At 64.7% G+C, this 20,035-nt stretch carries 13 protein-coding genes; 6 read left to right on the forward strand and 7 right to left on the reverse strand.

The window, feature by feature from the left end; translation table 11 throughout:
• The first annotated feature begins 112 nt into the window (after positions 1 to 112).
• Positions 113 to 1,348, forward strand: a complete 1,236-nt coding sequence (locus tag V3G39_06985; GenBank protein ID XAS77778.1) for a hypothetical protein — start codon at positions 113 to 115, stop codon at positions 1,346 to 1,348.
• On the opposite strand, the gene V3G39_06990 is transcribed toward V3G39_06985, so the two are convergent.
• From V3G39_06990 to V3G39_07010, 5 genes are all read right to left on the reverse strand, one after another.
• Complete coding sequence (locus tag V3G39_06990; GenBank protein ID XAS77779.1) at positions 1,341 to 1,880, reverse strand: hypothetical protein; 540 nt, start codon at positions 1,878 to 1,880, stop codon at positions 1,341 to 1,343. The genes V3G39_06985 and V3G39_06990 overlap by 8 nt on opposite strands.
• A 20-nt stretch (positions 1,881 to 1,900) precedes the next feature.
• Entirely contained in the window at positions 1,901 to 3,541 is a 1,641-nt protein-coding gene (pgm, locus tag V3G39_06995) for a phosphoglucomutase (alpha-D-glucose-1,6-bisphosphate-dependent) (protein XAS77780.1), read from the reverse strand.
• 2 nt (positions 3,542 to 3,543) lie between these two features.
• Positions 3,544 to 7,251 carry a 1,4-alpha-glucan branching protein GlgB gene (glgB, locus tag V3G39_07000; protein ID XAS77781.1) on the reverse strand — a complete coding sequence of 1,236 codons (3,708 nt, stop codon included), beginning with the start codon at positions 7,249 to 7,251 and terminating at the stop codon, positions 3,544 to 3,546.
• A gap of 92 nt (positions 7,252 to 7,343) precedes the next feature.
• Positions 7,344 to 9,059, reverse strand: a complete 1,716-nt coding sequence (gene treS, locus V3G39_07005) for a maltose alpha-D-glucosyltransferase (protein XAS77782.1) — start codon at positions 9,057 to 9,059, stop codon at positions 7,344 to 7,346.
• A 4-nt stretch (positions 9,060 to 9,063) separates the two neighbouring features.
• Entirely contained in the window at positions 9,064 to 11,088 is a 2,025-nt protein-coding gene (locus tag V3G39_07010; protein XAS77783.1) for an alpha-1,4-glucan--maltose-1-phosphate maltosyltransferase, read from the reverse strand.
• 132 nt (positions 11,089 to 11,220) lie between these two features.
• On the opposite strand from V3G39_07010, the gene glgP reads away from it, so the two are divergent.
• The 3 genes from glgP (at position 11,221) to V3G39_07025 (ending at position 16,621) form a co-directional block, all read left to right on the forward strand.
• Positions 11,221 to 13,785, forward strand: coding sequence for an alpha-glucan family phosphorylase (gene glgP, locus V3G39_07015; GenBank protein XAS77784.1), 2,565 nt, complete (start codon positions 11,221 to 11,223; stop codon positions 13,783 to 13,785).
• A gap of 612 nt (positions 13,786 to 14,397) precedes the next feature.
• On the forward strand, positions 14,398 to 15,057 hold the full coding sequence (locus V3G39_07020) for a hypothetical protein (GenBank protein XAS77785.1): 660 nt from the start codon (positions 14,398 to 14,400) through the stop codon (positions 15,055 to 15,057).
• A gap of 31 nt (positions 15,058 to 15,088) precedes the next feature.
• Entirely contained in the window at positions 15,089 to 16,621 is a 1,533-nt protein-coding gene (locus V3G39_07025) for a MauE/DoxX family redox-associated membrane protein (protein XAS77786.1), read from the forward strand.
• 92 nt (positions 16,622 to 16,713) lie between these two features.
• Here V3G39_07025 and V3G39_07030 read toward each other — a convergent pair whose 3' ends face one another.
• Complete coding sequence (locus V3G39_07030; protein XAS77787.1) at positions 16,714 to 18,243, reverse strand: FMN-binding glutamate synthase family protein; 1,530 nt, start codon at positions 18,241 to 18,243, stop codon at positions 16,714 to 16,716.
• Between the two features lie 161 nt (positions 18,244 to 18,404).
• Here V3G39_07030 and V3G39_07035 point away from each other — a divergent pair, with 161 nt between their 5' ends.
• Both V3G39_07035 and V3G39_07040 read left to right on the forward strand, forming a co-directional pair.
• Positions 18,405 to 18,770: a hypothetical protein gene (locus tag V3G39_07035; GenBank protein XAS77788.1), complete on the forward strand. Its 366-nt coding sequence runs from the start codon at positions 18,405 to 18,407 to the stop codon at positions 18,768 to 18,770.
• A 68-nt stretch (positions 18,771 to 18,838) separates the two neighbouring features.
• The gene (locus V3G39_07040) at positions 18,839 to 19,258 is read left to right on the forward strand and encodes a hypothetical protein (protein XAS77789.1); all 420 of its coding nucleotides are present in this window, start codon (positions 18,839 to 18,841) and stop codon (positions 19,256 to 19,258) included.
• Between the two features lie 20 nt (positions 19,259 to 19,278).
• Here the strand turns inward: V3G39_07040 and V3G39_07045 are convergent, their stop codons facing one another.
• The gene (locus V3G39_07045) at positions 19,279 to 20,034 is read right to left on the reverse strand and encodes an alpha/beta hydrolase (protein XAS77790.1); all 756 of its coding nucleotides are present in this window, start codon (positions 20,032 to 20,034) and stop codon (positions 19,279 to 19,281) included.
• Position 20,035: the final 1 nt, after the last annotated feature.

Raw genomic sequence — 20,035 nt, forward strand, 5'->3', positions numbered from 1 at the left:
GGCGCGGCCGTACCGCGCTCTCACATCGAAGCGCTGAACCATGGGCAGCGAAACATGGGCAGCGAAATATTCGCCGTGAAGAAGACGCGGTGAGAATCGAAGGAGTCGCGGAATGTCTGAGCACCTGATCGGACTGCTGTTGGGCGCCGAAGAGGACTGGCCCCGTGCCTTCGAGCAACTCGTGACGCTGCTCGGACCGGTGCAGTACGACGGCGAGACCCACGAGCTGCGCACCGACCGACTGAGTATCGAGCCGTTCAATCTGCGGGCCAAGCCCAGCACGGACCTGGTCATCGACCGCCTCGCGCACTGGTACTACCACCCGCGTGAGTGGTTGAAGAAGGTCGCGTTGATGGATGACGTCTATCTGCTCAACAGTCCCTTCACCTTCCAGTCGATGGAGAAGCACTCGGCCTACTGCGCTCTGATGCGGATGGGCATGCATGTGCCCGAAACCGTCCTGGTGCCCTACAAGAACCCGCTCGACAATGTGCGGTGGGCCTACACGTCCAAGAAATACAACAATTCCTTCGATCTCGCGGCCATTGCGCGAGAGGTCGGTTACCCGATGTTCATGAAGCCTTTCGACGGTGGGGCATGGCGGGGGGTCTCGATGATCCGGGACGAAGCCGATCTGCAACGCGCCTACGACGAGTCCGGCGAGATGCTGATGCATCTGCAGGCTTCGGTCGACAACTTCGAGGTGTTTGCGCGCGCCCTCACCATCGGGCCCGAAACCATGGTGATGAACTTCCGACCTGATCTGCCGATGCACGAGCGGTATGCCGTGTCGCACGACTTCCTCAGTCGCGAGATGGGCGCCGAGACTGCCACGATCGCGCAGACGGTGAATGCGTTCTTCCGGTGGGAGTTCAACAGCTGCGAGATGCTGATCAAGGACGGGGTCGCCTACCCGATCGACTACGCCAATGCCTGCCCGGACGTCGCGCTCACGTCCCTGCACTACTACTTCCCGTGGGCGATGAAGTCGCTGCTGAAGTGGTCGGTCTACTGCGCCGTTACCGGTCGTCGGGGCAAGACCCAGGTCGACACGGCCCCATGGTTCGACATCGCCGATGACGACAGTGACTACAACAGCAAGCTCGGTGCCTACCAGCGGTTGTGCGATGAATATTTCGAAGTCGAGAAATACCGGGCGTTCGTGGCGGAGTCGATGCCCGGCGTCGACGCGATGGTGCTGGACTGGGTCACCTCACCCGCGTTCGACGAGCTGCTGGTTTCGACCGTACGCTCGACGTATCCCGAGCACGAGCACGACCGCTTCATCGCGCACTTCCGCGGGTTGACGGGTCTGTGGGCGCGAGATGAGGCGGCCCTGCTCAGCTGACCGGCGCCACCGTCGCGTCGCGCAGATTACGCAGGATGTGCACCACGATCTGTGCGGGCGTCATGGTGCTGGTGTCGATCCACAGACCGGACCGCCGGGTGTTGAACTCCAGCTCGTTCCATTGATTCTCGACACTCTCGTTGCCGCCGTACGCACTGAGCGCCTGCGACGAACGGTGCTCCAGGACAGCGTCCCGCGAGGGGTGCAACACCACGAGATGCAGTGGTCCGGTGTCGGCGAGGTCGAGCAGATCTGCCAGGTACTCACCGATCGCCGTTTCACTCACGACAGCGTCGAAGCCGTTGACGCGGTAGACCTCTGCCAGGGTGAGCGCCCCGGCGTATCGCGCATACAGCTGCTCCAGGCCGCCGACGGTCGGTGGTGAGCCCACCGGCATCCGGCCGGCAGTCACCATCGCATCGATATTCCTGCCGTCGATGCAGATCGACTTCTGCAGAGCCTGCGCCAGCGACTGTCCGACCATCGTCGGCTCAGCCGCAGCCAGTCCGGTGACGACGAACAGCCGCCCCATGGAATTCGGGTCCGGCACGCTCAATTGCCCAGAGTCGCCGAGACGATCTCGCGTGCCTCGTCCTGCACCTGTTTCAGGTGCTCGGGGCCTTTGAACGACTCGGCGTAGATCTTGTACACGTCTTCGGTGCCGGACGGGCGGGCTGCGAACCACGCACTCTCGGTCGTGACCTTCAACCCCCCGATCGCCGCGTCGTTACCTGGCGCCTCGGTCAGCTTCGCCGTGATCGGCTCTCCCGCAAGGGAATCGGCGGTGACATCGGATCCGCTGAGGGCGCCCAGCTTGGCCTTCTGCTCCCGCGTCGCCGGTGCGTCGACCCGCGCGTACGACGGTGCGCCGAATTTCTCCGCCAATTCCGCGTAGTGCTGGCTGGGGGACTTGCCGGTCTTCGCCTGGATCTCCGAGGCCAGCAACGCCAGGAGGAGACCGTCTTTGTCGGTGGTCCACACGGTGCCGTCGAAGCGTAGGAACGAGGCGCCCGCAGACTCCTCACCGCCGAAGCCGACCGATCCGTCGAGCAGGCCGGGCACGAACCACTTGAAACCGACCGGCACCTCCCACAGTGTCGCCCCGATCGATGTCACGACGCGGTCGATCATCGAGGAGGACACCAGCGTCTTGCCGACCCGGTCGCTGGACCAGTTCGGTCGCGCGCCACCGTAGAGGTACTGAATGGCGACCGCGAGGTAGTGGTTGGGGTTCATCAGCCCGCCATCCGGCGTCACGATGCCGTGCCGGTCCGAATCGGCGTCGTTGCCGGTCGCGATGTCGTATTTGTCCTTCTGCGAGATCAGCGAAGCCATCGCAAAGGGGGAGGAGCAGTCCATCCGGATCTTCTCGTCCCAGTCCAGCGTCATGAAACGCCAGGTCGGGTCGACCAACGGGTTGACGACCGTCAGGTCCAACCCGTGCCGCTGCCCGATCTCGCCCCAGTAGTAGACCGCCGCGCCGCCGAGCGGGTCGGCGCCGATCCGGATACCGGCATCCTTGATCGCCGCCATATCGAGCACGTTGGGCAGGTCGTCGACGTAGGTGCCGAGAAAGTCGTAGTCGCAAACCGTTGCACGGGCCTTGGCGAACGGCACCCGCTGCACACCCCGCAGATCTGACTTCAGGTATTCGTTCGCAGCAGCAGCGATGACCTTCGTGGCCGCACTGTCAGCAGGTCCGCCGTGTGGCGGGTTGTACTTGAAACCACCGTCGTGCGGCGGGTTGTGTGAGGGCGTGACCACGATGCCGTCGGCCAGGCCGCTGCCCGTCGTACGTCCCTTGTTGGCGCGCAGGATCGCGTGTGACACCGCGGGTGTGGGTGTCACAGAGTCCTTGCTGTCGACCAGTACCTGAACGTCGTTCGCTACCAGCACCTCCAACGCGGTCACCCATGCCGGCTCGGACAAGCCGTGCGTGTCGCGACCGATGAAGAGCGGCCCGTCGTACCCCTGGTCGCGGCGGTAGTCCACGATGGCCTGCGTCGTGGCGAGGATGTGTGCCTCGTTGAAGGCCGACTTCAGCGACGATCCCCGGTGACCCGAGGTGCCGAAAACGACCTGCTGGTCCAGGTTCTCCGGATCGGGGGTCTGGCTGTAGTACGCCGTTACCAAATGGGCGACATCGACCAGGTCCGAAGGCTGGGCAGGCTGGCCGGCTCGAGGTTGCGCCATCGTCATGCTCCTTGAATGTCGGTGTCGGACACCGGCAGCTGCTCGGTTATTTGGGGGATGAACCACATCGCCGCCAGCGGAGGCAGCGTCATGCTCGCCGAGAACGGCTGACCGTGCATCGGGACCGGCTCGGCGGTCACGGTGCCGAGGTTGCCGCGACCCCCGCCGCCGTAGATGTCGGCGTCGGTGTTCAACGCTTCGCGCCACACCCCGCCGCTCGGCAGACCGATACGTACGTCGAGATGCTCGGTGCCGCTGAAGTTGACCACCACGGCGACGACGTCCTGCGGCGACGTGCCGTGCCGCAGGTACGACAACGTGTTGCGGTCGCCGTCGTCGGCGTCGATCCAGCCGAAGCCGCGCGGCTCGTTGTCCAACTCCCACAGCGCAGGATGCTCGCGGTAGAGCCGGTTCAGGTCCTTGACCAGCGCGTGCACGCCGTAGTGGGCGGGCTGATCGAGTAGCCACCAGTCCAGGCTGCGACCGTCGGCCCACTCGGCTTCCTGGGCGAACTCCTGGCCCATGAAGAGCAGCTGCTTGCCGGGGTGGGACCACATGTAGGCGATGTAGGCACGCAGGTTGGCGAGTTGCTCCCACCGCTCGCCGGGCATCTTGCGTAGCAGGGAGCCCTTACCGTGCACGACCTCGTCGTGGCTGATCGGCAGGGTGAACTGCTCGCTCCACGCGTAGACCAGCGCGAAGGTGAGTTGACCGTGGTGGTATTTGCGGTAGATCGGCGGGTTGGACATGTAGTCCAGCGAGTCGTGCATCCACCCCATGTTCCATTTGAATCCGAATCCGAGCCCGCCGGCGTCGGTCGGCTGGGTGACGCCGGGCCATGACGTCGACTCCTCGGCGATCATCACCGTGCCGGGGTTGCGGCGGTAGGCGGTCGCGTTCGTCTCCTGCAGCACCTTCACTGCGTCGAGGTTCTCCCGACCGCCGTAGATGTTCGGGATCCACTCCCCGTCCTTGCGCGAGTAGTCCAGGTAGAGCATCGAGGCGACCCCGTCGACGCGCAGCCCGTCGGCGTGGAACTCCTCCAGCCAGTACAGCGCGTTCGCGACCAGGAAGTTACGCACATGCGGGCGGCCGAAGTCGAAGACGTAGGAACCCCACTCGTTGTGCCACCCCTTGCGGGGGTCCGGGTGCTCGTACAGCGCGGTGCCGTCGAACTTCGCCAGCGCCCACTCGTCGGTGGCGAAGTGTCCGGGCACCCAGTCCAGGATCACGCCGATCCCGGCCTGGTGCAGTGCATCGATCAGGAAACGCAGGTCGTCGGGGTTTCCCATCCGGGAGTTCGGCGCGTAGTAACCGGTGACGTGGTACCCCCAGCTCGGCGGGTACGGGTGCTCCATGACGGGCATGAACTCCACGTGGGTGAAGCCGAGGTCGCGTACGTAGTTGACCAGGTGTTCGGCCAGATCCCGGTAGGACAGGCCCTGCCGCCAGGAGCCGAGGTGCACCTCGTAGACGCTCATCGGCCGGGTGTGCTGATCGACGGCGCCGCGCGCGGTCAACCACTGCTCGTCGCCCCAGTCGTAGGAGGTCGCCGTCACGATCGACGCGGTCGCCGGTGCAGTCTCGGAGGCGCGGGCCATCGGGTCGGCGCGGTCGCGCCATACCCGGTCCGCGCAGCAGACCTTGAATTTGTAGCTGGCACCTGGCGCGACATCGGGGATGAAGAGCTCCCAGACGCCGGAGTTGCCCAGCTGGCGCATCCCGTGCGCGTCACCGTTCCAGACGTTGAAGTCGCCGATCACCTGCAGGCCCTTGGCATTCGGCGCCCACACCGCGAACGACGTGCCGTGCACCCGCCCGAGCGGGCCGTCGTAGGAGCGGGTGTGCGCTCCGAGGACCTTCCACAGTTCTTCGTGGCGACCTTCACCGATCAGGAACAGGTCGATGTCACCGAGCGTCGGCAGGAACCGGTAGGGGTCGTCCTGTACGTGTTCCCAGCCGTCCTCGTACGTGGTGACGAGGCGGTAGTCGGGTAGCTGAGCGACCGGCAGTCGCGCGGACCAGATGCCCTCGTACTCGTGGTTCAGCGTCGTCCGCGATCCGTCTTCCAACAGCACCTGGACGCTGGCCGCGAACGGTCGCAGCGCCCGCACGAACGGTCCGTGCTCATCGGTCTGTCCGCCCAGCACACTGTGCGGGTCGCGGTGCACACCCATCAGCAGCGCATCAGCCTCATGCTGGTCCAGCTTCGGGGCGGGGGCGGCGGGTCGGGCGTGCTCCTGCGGATCGGCGACCGGCCGGTCCTGGGTCAGCAGCCGCAGAATTGCGGTGGTCGGTATCGCCAGCCATGAGGGTCGGTTGCGTGCCTCGTACTCGATCTCGTAGCTCGCCTTGTCGATCTCGAACGCGTCCAGAATCGCGGCGTATGCCTGCAGGTCCAACCCGCCCCCGGCGGCATAGCCGTCCAGGAATGCCGAGCGGGTCGCGGTCGCCCAGCTGCGCCGGTCCGCACTGGTCTCGCGCTCTGCGGAACCGGCTGCGTAGTCGAAGGAGCGCAACATGCCCGCGACGTCGCGCAGCGGCGAGTCCGGCTGGTTGCGCTCGGCGAGCGGGCGCAGCGGTTCACCCTCGAAGTCCAGCAGGACGAACCGGTTTCCCGTTGGGCTCGGGACGTCCAGCACCTGCCCGAGGTGGTAGTCGCCGTGGATCCGCTGCAGCGCAGGCCAGGCGGTCTCGCCCGCAGCATTGAGAAGCGCGGTGAATCGCTCGACGTGCGTTGCCAACTCGGGTGCGTGCTCGCAGGCCTGCGTGAAACGGCTGCGCATGCCGTCGGTCACCCGCGCGACGTCGGCGGCGCTTGCGGGGTGGGTTTCGAAGAGGCCCGCGAGGGCTGCGTGCACCTTCGCGGTCGCAGCGCCGAGGTCGCGCGCTGGTCGGGTGAAGTCGGTGTCCGCGACGGCCGCCGCGGCCGCTTCGCGCCAGGCATCCTGCACCCCGGGCAGGAACTCCTGGACGAAGAATGCGTGGCCCTGGTGGTTCTCTGCGCCGGGCTGAGGCGAGGGCCAGGTGGCCTGCACCGATCCGAGCATGCCCGGCACCTGGTCGCTGCCTTCTCGCGACAGGGCCGACTGCAGGATGACGTCGGGGTTCTCACCGTCGTGCAGCACCCGGAAGATCTTCAGGATCCACGATGAAGGGGTGTCGTGCTCGTCGACTACCTCGTAGATGATCGAGGTGTTGGACTGCTCGCCGGCCAGCACGCGACTTCGCACGATCCGCGGCATCAGGGCGTGGCGTGTGCCGCTGCCCTTGACGCGGACGTCGGTGGGAAGGTCGCGCACGGTGCCGTCAGCGGACTGCACCTGCACAGGCACTTCGGCGCTTCCGGTGATGACGCAGCGCAGCAGTTCTGCGGCGCATACCGGGTCGTGGCAGCCGTCGTAGCCGTACCGGGTGCCGAGGGTGCCGTGCTCGGTGATGCCGATCAGCGCGTGCGCCAACTCCGGGTCCGGCTCGGCGCGCCAGGTGACCGGGATCTGGTAGACGACCGGCTCGCCGGCGCCACCGCTGTCGGCCACGAGCAGGACCTCGATGCCCACCTGCCCGGCGGGGTCATCGAATCGGTAGAAACCGACCCGTTCCAGGACCGGCGCATGTGCCTTGCCGGTGTACCAGCGTTGATCGCTGATCCACCGGCCGATCAGATCGAGTTTGGAGGGCTGAAGTGTCGTTTCGTACACGATGGCCATCCGTCGATTATCACTGGATCGCGACCGTCCGTCACCTTGCCGCCACGATGCGGCGGTCGACACGCCAACGCGGAACAGCCGATGGGGTCTGCTCAGTCGTCAGCGCCCTGGATGCGCAGCCAGAAGAAGTCGCGCGAGCCCAGCGTCAGCGTGGCGTTCCCCGACTCATCCAGGGGTGGGAACCAGCTTCCGCCGAACAGATCGCGCAGCCGTGCCCCGGCGAAGCGCTCACCGGCCTGGACGGTGACGGCCTGCGGACGACTGGACAGGTTGCTGACACACACCACGTTCGGTACCTCGACCTCGTTGACCTCCACGTCGCGGGCGCTGACGCAACGGGTGAACGCCAGAATCGCGTCGTTGTCCGTTTCGCAGACAGTGAAGTCGCCGAGGCCGAAGACGGGGTAACTCGAGCGGATCGCGAGCATCTCGCGGACCCAGTGCAGCAATGAGGAGGAGCTGCCCATGGCGGACTCCACGTTCACGTTGTTGTAGTGGTAGACGAGGCTGGAGATCACCGGCAGGTAGAGCTTGCCGGGGTCGGACGTGCCGAAACCGGCATTTCGGTCCGGTGACCACTGCATGGGGGTGCGCACGGCATCGCGGTCCTCCAGCCAGATGTTGTCGCCCATCCCGATCTCGTCCCCGTAGTACATGCAGGGTGAGCCGGGCAGCGAGAGCAGCAGCGCGTGGATCAGTTCGATCTCGGCGCGACTGTTGTCCAGCAGGGTCGCCAGCCGTCGCCGGATGCCGACATTGGCGCGCATCCGGGTGTCGGGGGCGTACCAGCCGTACATCGCCGAGCGTTCCTCCGGAGTCACCATCTCCAGGGTCAACTCATCGTGGTTACGCAGGAAGGTGCCCCACTGGGTGCCCTCGGGGATGGCCGGGGTGTCGGCCAGTACCTCGATGATCGAGGTCGCCTTCTCCTCGCGCAGCGCGTAGTACAGGCGCGGCATCACCGGGAAGTGGAAGCACATGTGGCACTCGGGGCGCTCGGCCGTCCCGAAGTAGTCCACGACCTCGTGCGGCATCTGGTTGGCCTCGGCCAACAGCACGCGCCCGGGGAACTCGGTGTCGACCATCTCGCGCAGATCGACCAGGAAGTCGTGGGTCTTGGGATGGTTCTCGCCGTTGTGGCCTTCCTCGATGAACAGGTAGGGCACGGCATCCAGGCGGAACCCGTCGATACCCAGGTCCATCCAGAAGCGGACGATGTCGAACATCTCCTCCTGGACGGCCTTGTTCTCGTAGTTGAGGTTGGGCTGGTGGGAGAAGAACCGGTGCCAGAAGAACTCACGGCGGATGGGGTCGAAGGTCCAGTTGGAGACCTCGGTGTCCACGAAGATGATGCGCGCGTCGGCGTACTTCTCGTCGGTGTCGGACCAGGTGTAGTAGTCGCCGTACGGACCTTCGGGATCGCTGCGGGAGGCCTGGAACCACGGGTGCTGGTCGCTGGTGTGGCCCAGCACGAGGTCGGTGATGATGCGGATACCGCGGGCGTGCGCCTGCGAGACCAGCTCAGTGAACTCCGGCAGCGTGCCGAAGTCGGACAGCACGGACTTGTAGTCGGCGATGTCGTAACCGCCGTCACGCAGCGGGGAGGCGTAGAACGGCGGCAGCCACAGGCAGTCCACCCCGAGCCACTGCAGATATTCCAGCCGGTTGATCAGACCGCCGAAGTCACCCGAGCCACTACCCGTGGAGTCGCCGAACGCGCGGACCAGCACCTCGTAGAAGACCGCCTTGCGGTACCACTGCGGATCGTGGCGTAGGCCGGGCTGGTTGAGGTTGAACTGCTGAGCCATCGGTTCAGGCGCTCCTTACATGGATGATGTGCACGGGCTCGGTCTCGGGGCCGACGCGCACGTAATTGTGCTCTCCCCAACGCCAGGTGACGTCGGTGATGCAGTCGTAGGCCGAGAACCATGCACCGGCGGGCAGCCCGAGCGCTTCCAGGTCCAGGTGCACGATCGATTCGCGGGTGGCATGCGGGTCGCAGTTGGCCACCACGATCACCACGTCGTCGCCGCGATGTTTGGAGAAGACCAGCACCTGCGGGTCGTCGACCTCGTGGAAGGTGATGTTGCGTAGCCAGTCGAATGCGTGGTGTTCGCGGCGGATCTGGTTCAGCCGGGTCAGATAGGGCGCCAGTGACTGTCCGGCCTTGGGCCCACCCGGTTCGTAGTCCTCCCAGCGCCTGTCCTTGTATTCGTACTTCTCGTTGTCGACCTGCTCCTCGACGCCCGGGCGCGCCACGCTCTCCACGAGCTCGTACCCGGCGTAGATCCCGTAGGTCGGTGACAGTGTCGCGGCGAGCGCAGCGCGCAGCTTCCACGCGGTCGGCCCACCGAATTGCAGATACGGCGTGAGGATGTCGTGTGTGGTGGGCCAGAACGCAGGGCGCATGTAGGAGGCGGCTTCACCTGCGAGCTCCTCGACATACTCGCGCAGCTCGATCGGGTCATTGCGCCATGCGTAGTAGGTGTAGCTCTGCTGAAAGCCGACCTTGCCGAGGGTGTGCATCATCGCGGGGCGGGTGAATGCCTCGGCCAGCCAGATCACCTCGGGGTGCTCCGCCGCGACATCGGCGATCAGCCACTGCCAGAACTCCACCGGTTTGGTGTGCGGGTTGTCGACCCGGAAGATCTTCACGCCGTGGTCGATCCAGACCTGTACGACCGCCCGCACTGCGGCATAGCTGCCCGCCGGGTCGTTGTCGAAGTTCATCGGGTAGATGTCCTGGTACTTCTTGGGCGGGTTCTCCGCGTAGGCGATCGTGCCGTCGGCGCGGGTGGTGAAGAACTCCGGGTGCTGCGTGACCCAGGGGTGGTCCGGTGAGCACTGCAGCGCCAGGTCCAGGGCCACCTCCAGCCCTTCGCGGGCGGCCGCTGTGACGAAGCCGTCGAAGTCGTCCCAGTCGCCGAGGTCGGGATGCAGTGCGTCGTGCCCACCCTCGGGGCCGCCGATGGCGTAGGGCGATCCGGGGTCCTTGGGCCCAGCGTCCAGGGAGTTGTTCGGGCCCTTGCGGTTCGTCGTGCCGATCGGGTGCACGGGGGTGAGGTAGACCACATCGAAGCCCATCGCGGCGATGGCGGGCAGTCGCTTGGATGCCGTGGCGAAGGTGCCGCTGACCCAGTCGCCGGATTCGTCCTGGTAGCAACCCTCCGAGCGCGGGAAGATCTCATACCAGGCTCCGGTCAGCGCGCGCTCGCGCTCGACCAGCCATGGGTAGGCCGCGCTGGGGCTGACGCTCTCGCGCAGTGGATGGGAGGCCAGCACCCGGCGTACATCGGTGCTCGTCCCCGACGCGAGACGGGCTGCGACGTCGCCGGCCTCGTCGCGGAGCTGCTCGACTGCGGCACGCAGGGTCGCGGTGTCGTGCGCGTCATAGCTGTCGGTGTCCAGTGCGCGCTGCAGCACGAGCGCGCCCTCGGCGAGCATCAGTTCGGCGTCGACGTCGGCGGCGATCTTGATAATCGCGTCGTGACTCCAGGTGCCGTAGGGGTCCGACCAGCCTTCGACGCGGTAGTTCCACTGGCCCTCGCGGTCTGCGCTGACGGTGGCGGTCCAGGCGTCGAGTCCGGCGTTCACGCACGTCATCGGGACATGCGTCTCGCGCCCTTGCGGGTCGGTCAGCACGACGGTGGCGTTGACGGCGTCGTGCCCCTCGCGGAAGACCGTCGCTGAGACGGTGAACTCTTCGCGGACAACGGATGTCGTCGACCTGGCACCACCGTCGACGGAGGGCAAGACGTCCTGGACGGGTATCCGTCCGATGGGTCTACCGGCGCCGACGGCGAGGGGAGCCTCGCTCTTGGGAGGGTTCCCTCTCACGCGCGTGGGAGCGTGAGGTGCAGAAGGTAGACGACGGCTGATGGCAGGCGAATCAGTCACGGTGCGACGCTACAAGGTTTACCTGGTGGACGTTGCCTGTCCAGGTGGCGGATCGCCCTTAAAATGGCACCCGTGAAAGCCATCCGACGTTTCCACGTCCGTACCGTTCTTCCCGAGCCACTCGCTCCCCTGGGCGACCTGGCCAGTAACTTGCGGTGGTCATGGCACAGCCGGACCCGTGACCTTTTCCGGGATATCGACCCGCAGCGCTGGGAAAGCGTGCGGCACGATCCGGTCGCATTGCTCGCGTCCTTCACTTCTGATGAGCTGCAGTCCCTGGCGGCCGACACCGCTCTGGTCGAACGGGTCGAGTCTGCTCAGCGGAATCTGGATCGGTACCTCACCGCTCGTTCCTGGTACGACGATTTCGCCGCCGATAACGAGGCGCCGAAATCGATCGCGTACTTCAGTGCCGAGTACGGCATCACACATGTACTGCCGCAGTACTCCGGCGGTCTCGGCATTCTCGCCGGTGACCACCTCAAATCCGCCTCCGATCTGGGTGTGCCGATCGTCGGGATCGGCTTGTTCTACAACACCGGGTATTTCGCCCAGTCGTTGTCCGCGGACGGCTGGCAGCAGGAGTCCTACCCGACGCACGACCCGGACGACCTGCCGCTCTCGCTCGTTCGCGAACACGACGGAACCCCGGTACGCGTCACCCTGGACCTGCCCGAAGGTCGCACCCTGCATGCGCGCATCTGGCGTGCGCAGGTCGGCCGGGTGCCTTTGTTGCTGCTCGATTCCGACGTCGACGGCAACGATGACGCCGGACGCGAGCTGACCCGCCGGTTGTACGGCGGTGGCGGCGAGCAGCGTCTGCAGCAGGAGATGCTGCTCGGTATCGGCGGTATCCGCGCGACGCGCATCTGGTCTCGGCTGACCGGCGCACCGTTGCCCGAGGTCTACCACTGCAACGAGGGCCACGCCGGGTTCCTCGGCCTGGAGCGGATCAGTGAGTTGGTCACGGGCCAGGGTCTGGATTTCGACACCGCGATGGAGACCGTCCGCGCGGGCACCGTCTTCACCACCCACACACCCGTGCCGGCCGGTATCGACCGCTTCGGCAAGGACCAGGTGCGGCGTTATCTCGGTAACCTGCCCGGCGTTCCGCTGGAGAAGGTGCTGCCGTTGGGCGCCGAGACGTACGAGGGCGGCGACGACACTGTCTTCAATATGGCGGTGATGGGCCTGCGGATGGCGCAGCGCGCCAACGGCGTCTCCAAGCTGCACGGCGTCGTCAGTCGCGGGATGTTCGACGGTCTGTGGCCCGGATTCGACGACACGGAGATTCCGATCGTCAGCATCACCAACGGTGTCCACATGCCGACCTGGGTGGACCCGAAGGTCATCGCACTCGGTCAGCGGTACGTGGGTGCCGAGCCGATGCGCGACGGGGATGCCTGGGAGATGCTGGGCAAGGTGCCTGTTGAGGAGTTCTGGAAGGTCAAACGCGAGCTGCGCGAGCAGCTGGTCGACGACGTTCGCCGCCGGATGCGCGAGTCGTGGTTGAACCGCGGTGCATCCTCGGCCGAACTGGGCTGGACAGATGAGATCTTCAGCCCTGATGTGCTGACGATCGGTTTTGCGCGACGGGTGCCGACCTACAAACGACTCACGCTCATGCTGCGTAACCCGACGCGACTGCGTCGACTCCTGCTGGACCCGGAGCGACCGATTCAGCTGGTCATCGCCGGCAAGAGTCACCCGGCCGACGAGACCGGTAAGAAGCTCATCCAGCAGATGGTGCAGTTCGCTGACGATCCCGCCATCCGGCACCGGATTGCCTTCCTGCCCGGCTACGACATCGAGATGGCCCAGAAGCTGTACCCGGGCTGCGACGTGTGGCTGAACAACCCGCTGCGTCCGTTCGAGGCGTGCGGCACGTCCGGTATGAAGGCGGCGCTCAACGGCGGCCTGAACCTGTCGATTCTCGACGGGTGGTGGGACGAGTGGTACGACGGTCAGAACGGTTGGGCCATCCCGACCGCCGACGGTGTCGAAGACCCGGACCGTCGCGACGACTTGGAGGCGAACGCGCTGTACGAGTTGATGGAGCGCCACGTCGCGGCCATCTTCTACGACCGTGACGCGCAGCAGCTGCCGCAGCGGTGGCTGGCGATGGTGTCGCACACGTTGAGCACCTTGGGTCCGAAGGTCCAGGCGACCCGTCAGGTCAAGGACTACACGAGTGAGCTCTACGCGCCGGCTGCCCAGGCGGCGCACCGCCGTGCGGAGAACGACTTCGCGCAGGCGCGCTCGCTGGCCGCGTACAAGCAACTCGCGGCGGCGGCTTTCCCGAAGGTGAAGGTTGAGCACGTGGACTCCGAGGGGCTCTCGGACAGCCCCCAGGTGGGCGACGAGGTCAACGTGCGTGCCTATGTGACTCTAGAAGCACTGGCACCGACCGACGTCGACGTCCAGGTCGTGCATGGTCGGGTCTCGGAGTCCGATGATCTACGCGACGTAGCCACCGTTCCGCTCTCGTTCGTGGAGACCGAGCCCGACGGGCGGCACCTGTTCAGCGGCGACGTCACCATCGGGCGTACCGGTTCATTCGGCTACACGGTGCGGGTGCTGCCCCGGCACGAGGGACTGGCCAGCCCGGCAGAGCTGGGACTTGCGATCAACGCCTGACGACGGACTCAACATGAGCAACTGAATGCACAAACGTTCAACAGATTACCTGCGGCGCAGTGGCACTCTGGTGTCGCTGCGCCGCATTTCGTTCACTGATCAATCATTCAGTAAAAATAAGCACGAGAATTCAAGGTAAACAAAGAGATTGAATCGTCATTCAAAGTAGACGATTGGGGAATGCGCAACCTATAGTTCGGTCTGAAAGCGAGCCATGTCTGATCGACCTGACTCATACGCGCGGGGTCCACCCAAAATGATGGAGACGTTATGTCGATCGATGTTGACCAAATCGCTGCAGGGATCAGTAAGAAGCAAGTTGACCGTCGGTCGATTGCCAAGGGTGCGGCGTGGAGCCTCCCGGTCATCGCCGCTGGGGTTGCTGCCCCGGCGTTCGCCGCTTCCCCGAACACTTGCGATTCCTGTAATCGACAGCAGCAGTGCATCCTGACCGTAGGAAATTCTGGAAACTGTAAGTGCGCTCCCGGACTCCTATGTGTCGGTACCGGACCGCTTGGTCTGGCCAATGTCTGCGTCGGGTCGACGCTCGTGGCCAGCACTTGCGGTAAGGGCACGTGCTTCGGAGTGTGCCTGAGCGTTGGCAGTCCGCTCGTGACCGCTCTCAATGGCATCATTGGCCTCATCACTACTCTTCTCAATGGGCTCAATATCGTCGGCGCAATCCGAACCACGACGATTGCGCAGATTCCCAAGAACGTATGTGTCTCGCCTCTCGGTGACGGCAGCCTGGGTACCTTGTGCCGAGTGTCCACCTCGGAGGGTGGATTACTGGGAAATACCATCCTCGACGCGCTGGTAGCCGTGTTCAACACCCTCGTGGGTACATTGAACCTGGCTGGCGTCACCTTGGGCACCAACTGCAATGCTGGCCTGACCTGCAATCCGATCGTTGGAGAGCGGGTGCGGGTGCGGGTTCCTATCATCGGAACCAAGCTGGCCGATGTGACCGTCGCTATTGGCACCTGCGAGTGCACCGCTCAGCGGGCAGGGGGTGTAGAGAAAGAGGTCACGAACGCTGCCACCGAGCGCGAGTTGAAGCATGCACAACTCACCGGCGAGCCGTTCATAGCTCGCGCCGGTGACAAGACGGTCGCCGTTCCTATGGCCGGCAGCGTTAAGCCGTCAAGCACGTCGTCTACTACCTCGCCGTCGTTGCCTACTACCGCGCCTTCTCCGACGTCCGCACCCACATCGAAGCCTGCACCGTCCACCAGCAGCACCTCGGCCCCGTCCAGTACGGGCACCAACTGATCTGCCGAATTTCTCTTAGAAGGACGTTTTCTTGAGCACTATTCACCTAGCCGTCACATTAGTGATGGTGGGGGTTCTCCTACTCAGCGGAATAGCGAAGCTTCGCGATCACGCAGGTACAGTCGCTGCCATCAAGGGCTTTGGCGTCATCCCCGTGCCGGAAGATGCCCGCGCATTGGTCGCTAGGGTAGTTCCTGTTGTCGAGATCGTTCTGGCGATTGGTCTCTTGGTCACGTCTGGCCCTTCCTTCATCGTTATCGGTACTCTGGTTGTCGCGTTAATGCTCGGGTTCACCGTCCTGGTGAGCGTGACGCTGGCACGCGGCGAAGCGCCGTCGTGTCACTGTTTCGGTGAGTTGACTCCTGAACCAATCTCAAAGTCCACGGCAATCCGTAACGCGGTGCTTACCGTTTTCGCGGTTGTGGTGGCCTATGGGGTACTTCCTGCTACCGGAGTGTGGCGGACAGTCCGCGACGAGTCTGGGTGGCAGGTCACGTGGGCATTTACCGTGCTGGTTGCCTCGGCGGCACTCGCGGCGCTTTACTTCCTGTGGCGCCGCGAGGCCTCCCAGAGGGCAGCGCTTACCGTGGAGCTGGAGTCCCGACCTGTTGGCGTCGTCGCGGAACCGGTGGATATTCCTGACATCGAACTTGTCGATGCTCTGGGGGCTCGAGTCAATCTGGTGGAGTTGGCACAAGATAAGGCTCAACTGCTGGTCTTCATTTCTCCGACCTGCATCAATTGCCATGATCTCGTCCCCCACGTCCCTATGTGGTCGGCGGCATTCATGGATCAGGTAGACGTCGCACTGGTCACGATAGGTTCGGTTGAGGACACCTTGGCGGAATTCAACGATGTTATCGGCGATCTGTCGCTCTATGGCGACGAGAACGCAGTCGCTCAATTGAGTCTCAATGTAGGAGCGACTCCGGCAGCGGTCCTTATCGGCACCAATGGCAAGGTCTCGGCGGGCCCGGCTCTTGGGGCTGAGCGCATCAGTGAATTGGTCAGCGCGATCGTCCAAGCAGTCGGGGTCAACGTGGTGACAGGTATGGCGCACGCCCCCAGTGACAAGCAGGTTGCGCAGCAGGAAGAAGTCAACCGCAGCTCACTCCCGGGCGATGACTTCGAGACACTGAACCCGATGGTGGCCCTGGATGATGGCGAAGAGCTGTTGTTCGCGGATGCCGTTGCGCGCTTCGGCGGCGGCGAACCGGTGCCGGTAGTTGCCTGGCGTGACTCGTGTGGATTTTGCGAGTCGATCACTCCGGCGATGCTGGAGCCCAATGCTGCCGGTGATGTGCTGCTGTTGATCAATGAATCGATCAGCACAGTCCGGGCACAGGGCTTCACCGGTCCGGTAATGCAGGTAATCGACTCTGATGCCGGATCTGTTCTGGGTGTGCCTGGCACGCCGGCTGGATACCCGGTGTTGAACGGCCGTAAGGCCCCCGGTGGCGGAGTCGGAGGACCGGACGTATTGAAGATGCTAGGCTTCGTGGTTACCGAAGACGGCCACGTGCACAAGAACATCGAGCTCGAAGCACTGGATCACTCGCACTGATCTCAGCCTTCAAAAGGAGTAGGCGCCGTCCCCTCAAGGGGGGCGGCGCCTACTGGTGTCGCTGGTGGAGATCGTCGTCGAGCGCAGATACCTTAGCGTCGGTGGGAGATCTGCGGCACGAAATGGTCGGCACTGGCGGCATCCCAGTCATCGGCCCAGGTCGCAGGTCCTTTGGACAATAGCTGCCCGGGCGAAAGCCACTCGTACAGCTCGTAGTAGGACTGGGTGGTGCCGAAATCGACATTGCGGCGCAGCATATGTGGGCTGAGCTCGTCGGGGCTGGTGGCGCCCAGACTGGCCATCATCCTGGCCGCCTGAATCACCGTTGCTTCCTGATAGCGCTTGACCCGCATGCTCTTGTCGCCGACATCCAGCGCCCGCGAACGCCGTTCGTTCTGGGTGGCGACACCTGTCGGGCATTTGTCTGTGTGGCATTTCTGGGACTGGATGCAGCCGATCGCCATCATCATGGCGCGGGCGGAGTTGGTGTAGTCAGCACCTTGGATCAGTCGTTTGACCACATCACTACCGCCGACGATCTTGCCGCTGGCACCGATCTTGATCCTGTCTCGCAGGCCCGCGCCGACGAGCGCGTTGTGCACGATCATCAGCCCATCCGTGAGCGGCATCCCGACGTGATCCTCATATTCCAGCGGTGCAGCGGCTGTGCCACCCTCGCTGCCGTCCACGATGATGAAGTCGGGAGCTGTGCCTACCTGCAGCATTGCCTTGCAGATGGCCAGGAAGTCACGCCGCGATCCCACGCACAACTTGAACCCGACCGGTTTGCCGCCGGTCAGTTCGCGCAGCCGCGCGATGAACTGGATGAGTTCGATCGGTGTGCTGAACGCCGTGTGAGCGGCCGGGCTCACGCACTTCTGCCCCTCCGGCACGCCACGCACGTCGGCGATCTGCCTGGTGACCTTCGCACCGGGCAGCACCCCGCCGATCCCCGGCTTGGCTCCCTGGCTCAGTTTGATGGACACGCACTTGACCTGGTCGCGGTTCGATTTCTCGGCGAACTGCTCCTCGTCGAAATGGCCGTCCTTGGTGCGGGTGCCGAAATAGCCCGACCCGATCTCCCAGACCAGATCGCCGCCGTTCTCCTCGTGATACTTGGACAGCCCGCCCTCGCCGGTGTCGTGCGCAAAGCCACCCATCGCAGCGCCTTTGTTGAGCGCACGGATCGCGTTGGCCGACAATGCGCCGAAGCTCATCGCAGACACGTTGACCAGCGCCATGCTGTACGGCTTCTTGCAGTCCGGCCCGCCGATCATCACTCGCGGCGGCTGATCCGGTGCTTCCAACGGCGTGGTGGTGTGGATGAGGTACTCGTAGCCGGGTCTGTACACGTCCCGCTCGGTGCCGAAGGACAGCTCGGCCGCAGTTCCTTTCGCGCGCTCGTAGATCAACGTGCGGGTGTCGCGATCGAACGGGCGGCCGTCCCAGTTCCGTTCGATGAAGTACTGCTGCAGCTCCGGGCGCAGACCCTCCAGCAGGAACCGGCTGTGCCCGATCACCGGGTAGTTACGCAGAATGGAATGTCTTTTCTGCAGTAGGTCACGAGCCGCAAGCGCGGCGATCGCCCCTGCTCCGATACCGAGTCCACCCAGTTTGCTCACGATCGACTCCTTCGAGGTATCGGGGGTCGCGGTTCGCTGCGGCGCCCGAGGGGGATATTCGCGTTGTTCCCCGAACCTATCCAAGCCACCTGCAAGGGCGCAGGCACTCACGGGCAACAAGCGTCGATGAAGCGGAACCTCGGCATCCGTACGATGAACGCGTGTACGCACCCCTGACCTATCTCACCGGCGCGGTCCTGGTGTTGCTGGCGATCCTGGCCGCCGTGGCCTTGCTTCGCGGCAAACCGATCAACGACCCGATGCTCTGGGCCGGTCTGGGCGCCGAAGGCTGCATGATCGTGCTGCTGGTCGTCGGGATCGTCTTGTCGGGCAATGGTGCCTCTGGTATGTCGACACCGTTGTTCATCGCCTACCTGGCGGGGATGGTGGTCGCGCTTCCGGTGGCCGGATTCTGGGCCATCGCCGAGCGGGAGTCGCGTTCCAGTTCCGGAGTCATACTGGTCGCTGCGCTCGGCTTGTTCGTCATGTTGTTCCGGCTGGTCCAGATCTGGGACGGCCGCCGCTGACCATGCCCCGCTGCGACACGCACCATGTCTATTCATCTTTTGAGACCCACGACGGCGGTTTGATCTGAGTGCGCACCAATACCGGCACCGGCCGCATCCTGGTCGCCGTCTACGCGCTCTTCGCGTTGGCTGCTGCGGGGCGTTCGATCCTGCAGATCGCCCAGACCTGGCCGCACCCCAATACGCCCTATCTGCTCTCGGCACTGGCCGGCGTCGTGTATGTCGTGGCGACTGTTGCGCTCGCACGCAGTGGCCGGCTGAGTGCGCGAGTCGCGTTGTACACCATCGCGTTCGAGCTTTTAGGGGTGATCGCTGTCGGCATCTGGAGTTACGCCGACGCGGGTGCGTTCGTCGCTCAGGGCCAGGCGGGCGACACCACCGTATGGGCACATTTCGGGCAGGGTTACGGGTACGTTCCGCTGGTTCTGCCGATCGTTGGTCTGTGGTGGCTGCGCCACCTTTCGCGCACCCCGGAGACCGGCGACTGAGCCCTGGAACCGCTCTGCGCTCAGACGTCCGATGCGTCGCCGAGGAAGCGGGCGATGGCCTGACCCAGTGCCTTGTCGGCGACGGCGCTCATGTGATCACCGGGCACCAGTGCCAGGCGCGCGTTCGGCAGAGCGTCGACCAGCTCCTGCGGCGATCCGTTGTCCAGGTCGTGTTCGCCGCACACCACCAACGTCGGGGCGGTGATGCACGACAGGTCGTTGTCGGGGGTGTCGACGAACGACTCCAGTACGTGCAGCAGCGCGACCGGATCGCCGCCGGTCTTGCGCAGGAAGGACTGGCTCTTCCACAACGGTGAATACCGCGGGTAGGTCTCTGTCGCGGTCAGCACCTCGCGGAAGTGCTCGCCACGACCGCCCGTGCGGGTGATGCCGGACAGTCCCATCCCGCCCAGCACCACGCGTCCGGGAGTGGCGCCACGCACCAGCATTCGGGCGGTCGTGCGGGCACCGAGGGAATACCCGCCGAGGTCGTAGTCGGTCAGACCGAGCTGCTCGACCAGGGCGAGCCCGTCATCGGCCAGGATGTCGCCCCGGTAGCGCTCGCTGTCATGCGGTTTTGCGCTGTCGCCGTGACCGCGCAGGTCGGGCATGATCACCCGGTATCCGCGATTTGCGATCAACTGGGCGTGCCCATAGGCGATCCAGTTCACCCTCGCGGTGGAGAAGTACCCGTGGATCAGGACGAGCGGCCGGCCGTGGCCGACCTCGTGGACGGCGAGCCGCTCGCCGTCGTGCGCGTCGATGTAAGAGACCACG

The organism is Dermatophilaceae bacterium Sec6.4, assembly GCA_039636865.1.
In the GTDB taxonomy this organism is placed as follows: domain Bacteria; phylum Actinomycetota; class Actinomycetes; order Actinomycetales; family Dermatophilaceae; genus Allobranchiibius.

What these genes read in the sequence shown, in the direction of transcription:
- V3G39_06985 (XAS77778.1), top strand. Translation starts at nt 113, where the DNA reads ATGTCTGAGCACCTGATCGGACTGCTGTTGGGCGCCGAAGAGGACTGG.
- V3G39_06990 (XAS77779.1), bottom strand. Translation starts at nt 1,880, where the DNA reads ATGGGGCGGCTGTTCGTCGTCACCGGACTGGCTGCGGCTGAGCCGACG.
- pgm (XAS77780.1), bottom strand. Translation starts at nt 3,541, where the DNA reads ATGGCGCAACCTCGAGCCGGCCAGCCTGCCCAGCCTTCGGACCTGGTC.
- glgB (XAS77781.1), bottom strand. Translation starts at nt 7,251, where the DNA reads ATGGCCATCGTGTACGAAACGACACTTCAGCCCTCCAAACTCGATCTG.
- treS (XAS77782.1), bottom strand. Translation starts at nt 9,059, where the DNA reads ATGGCTCAGCAGTTCAACCTCAACCAGCCCGGCCTACGCCACGATCCG.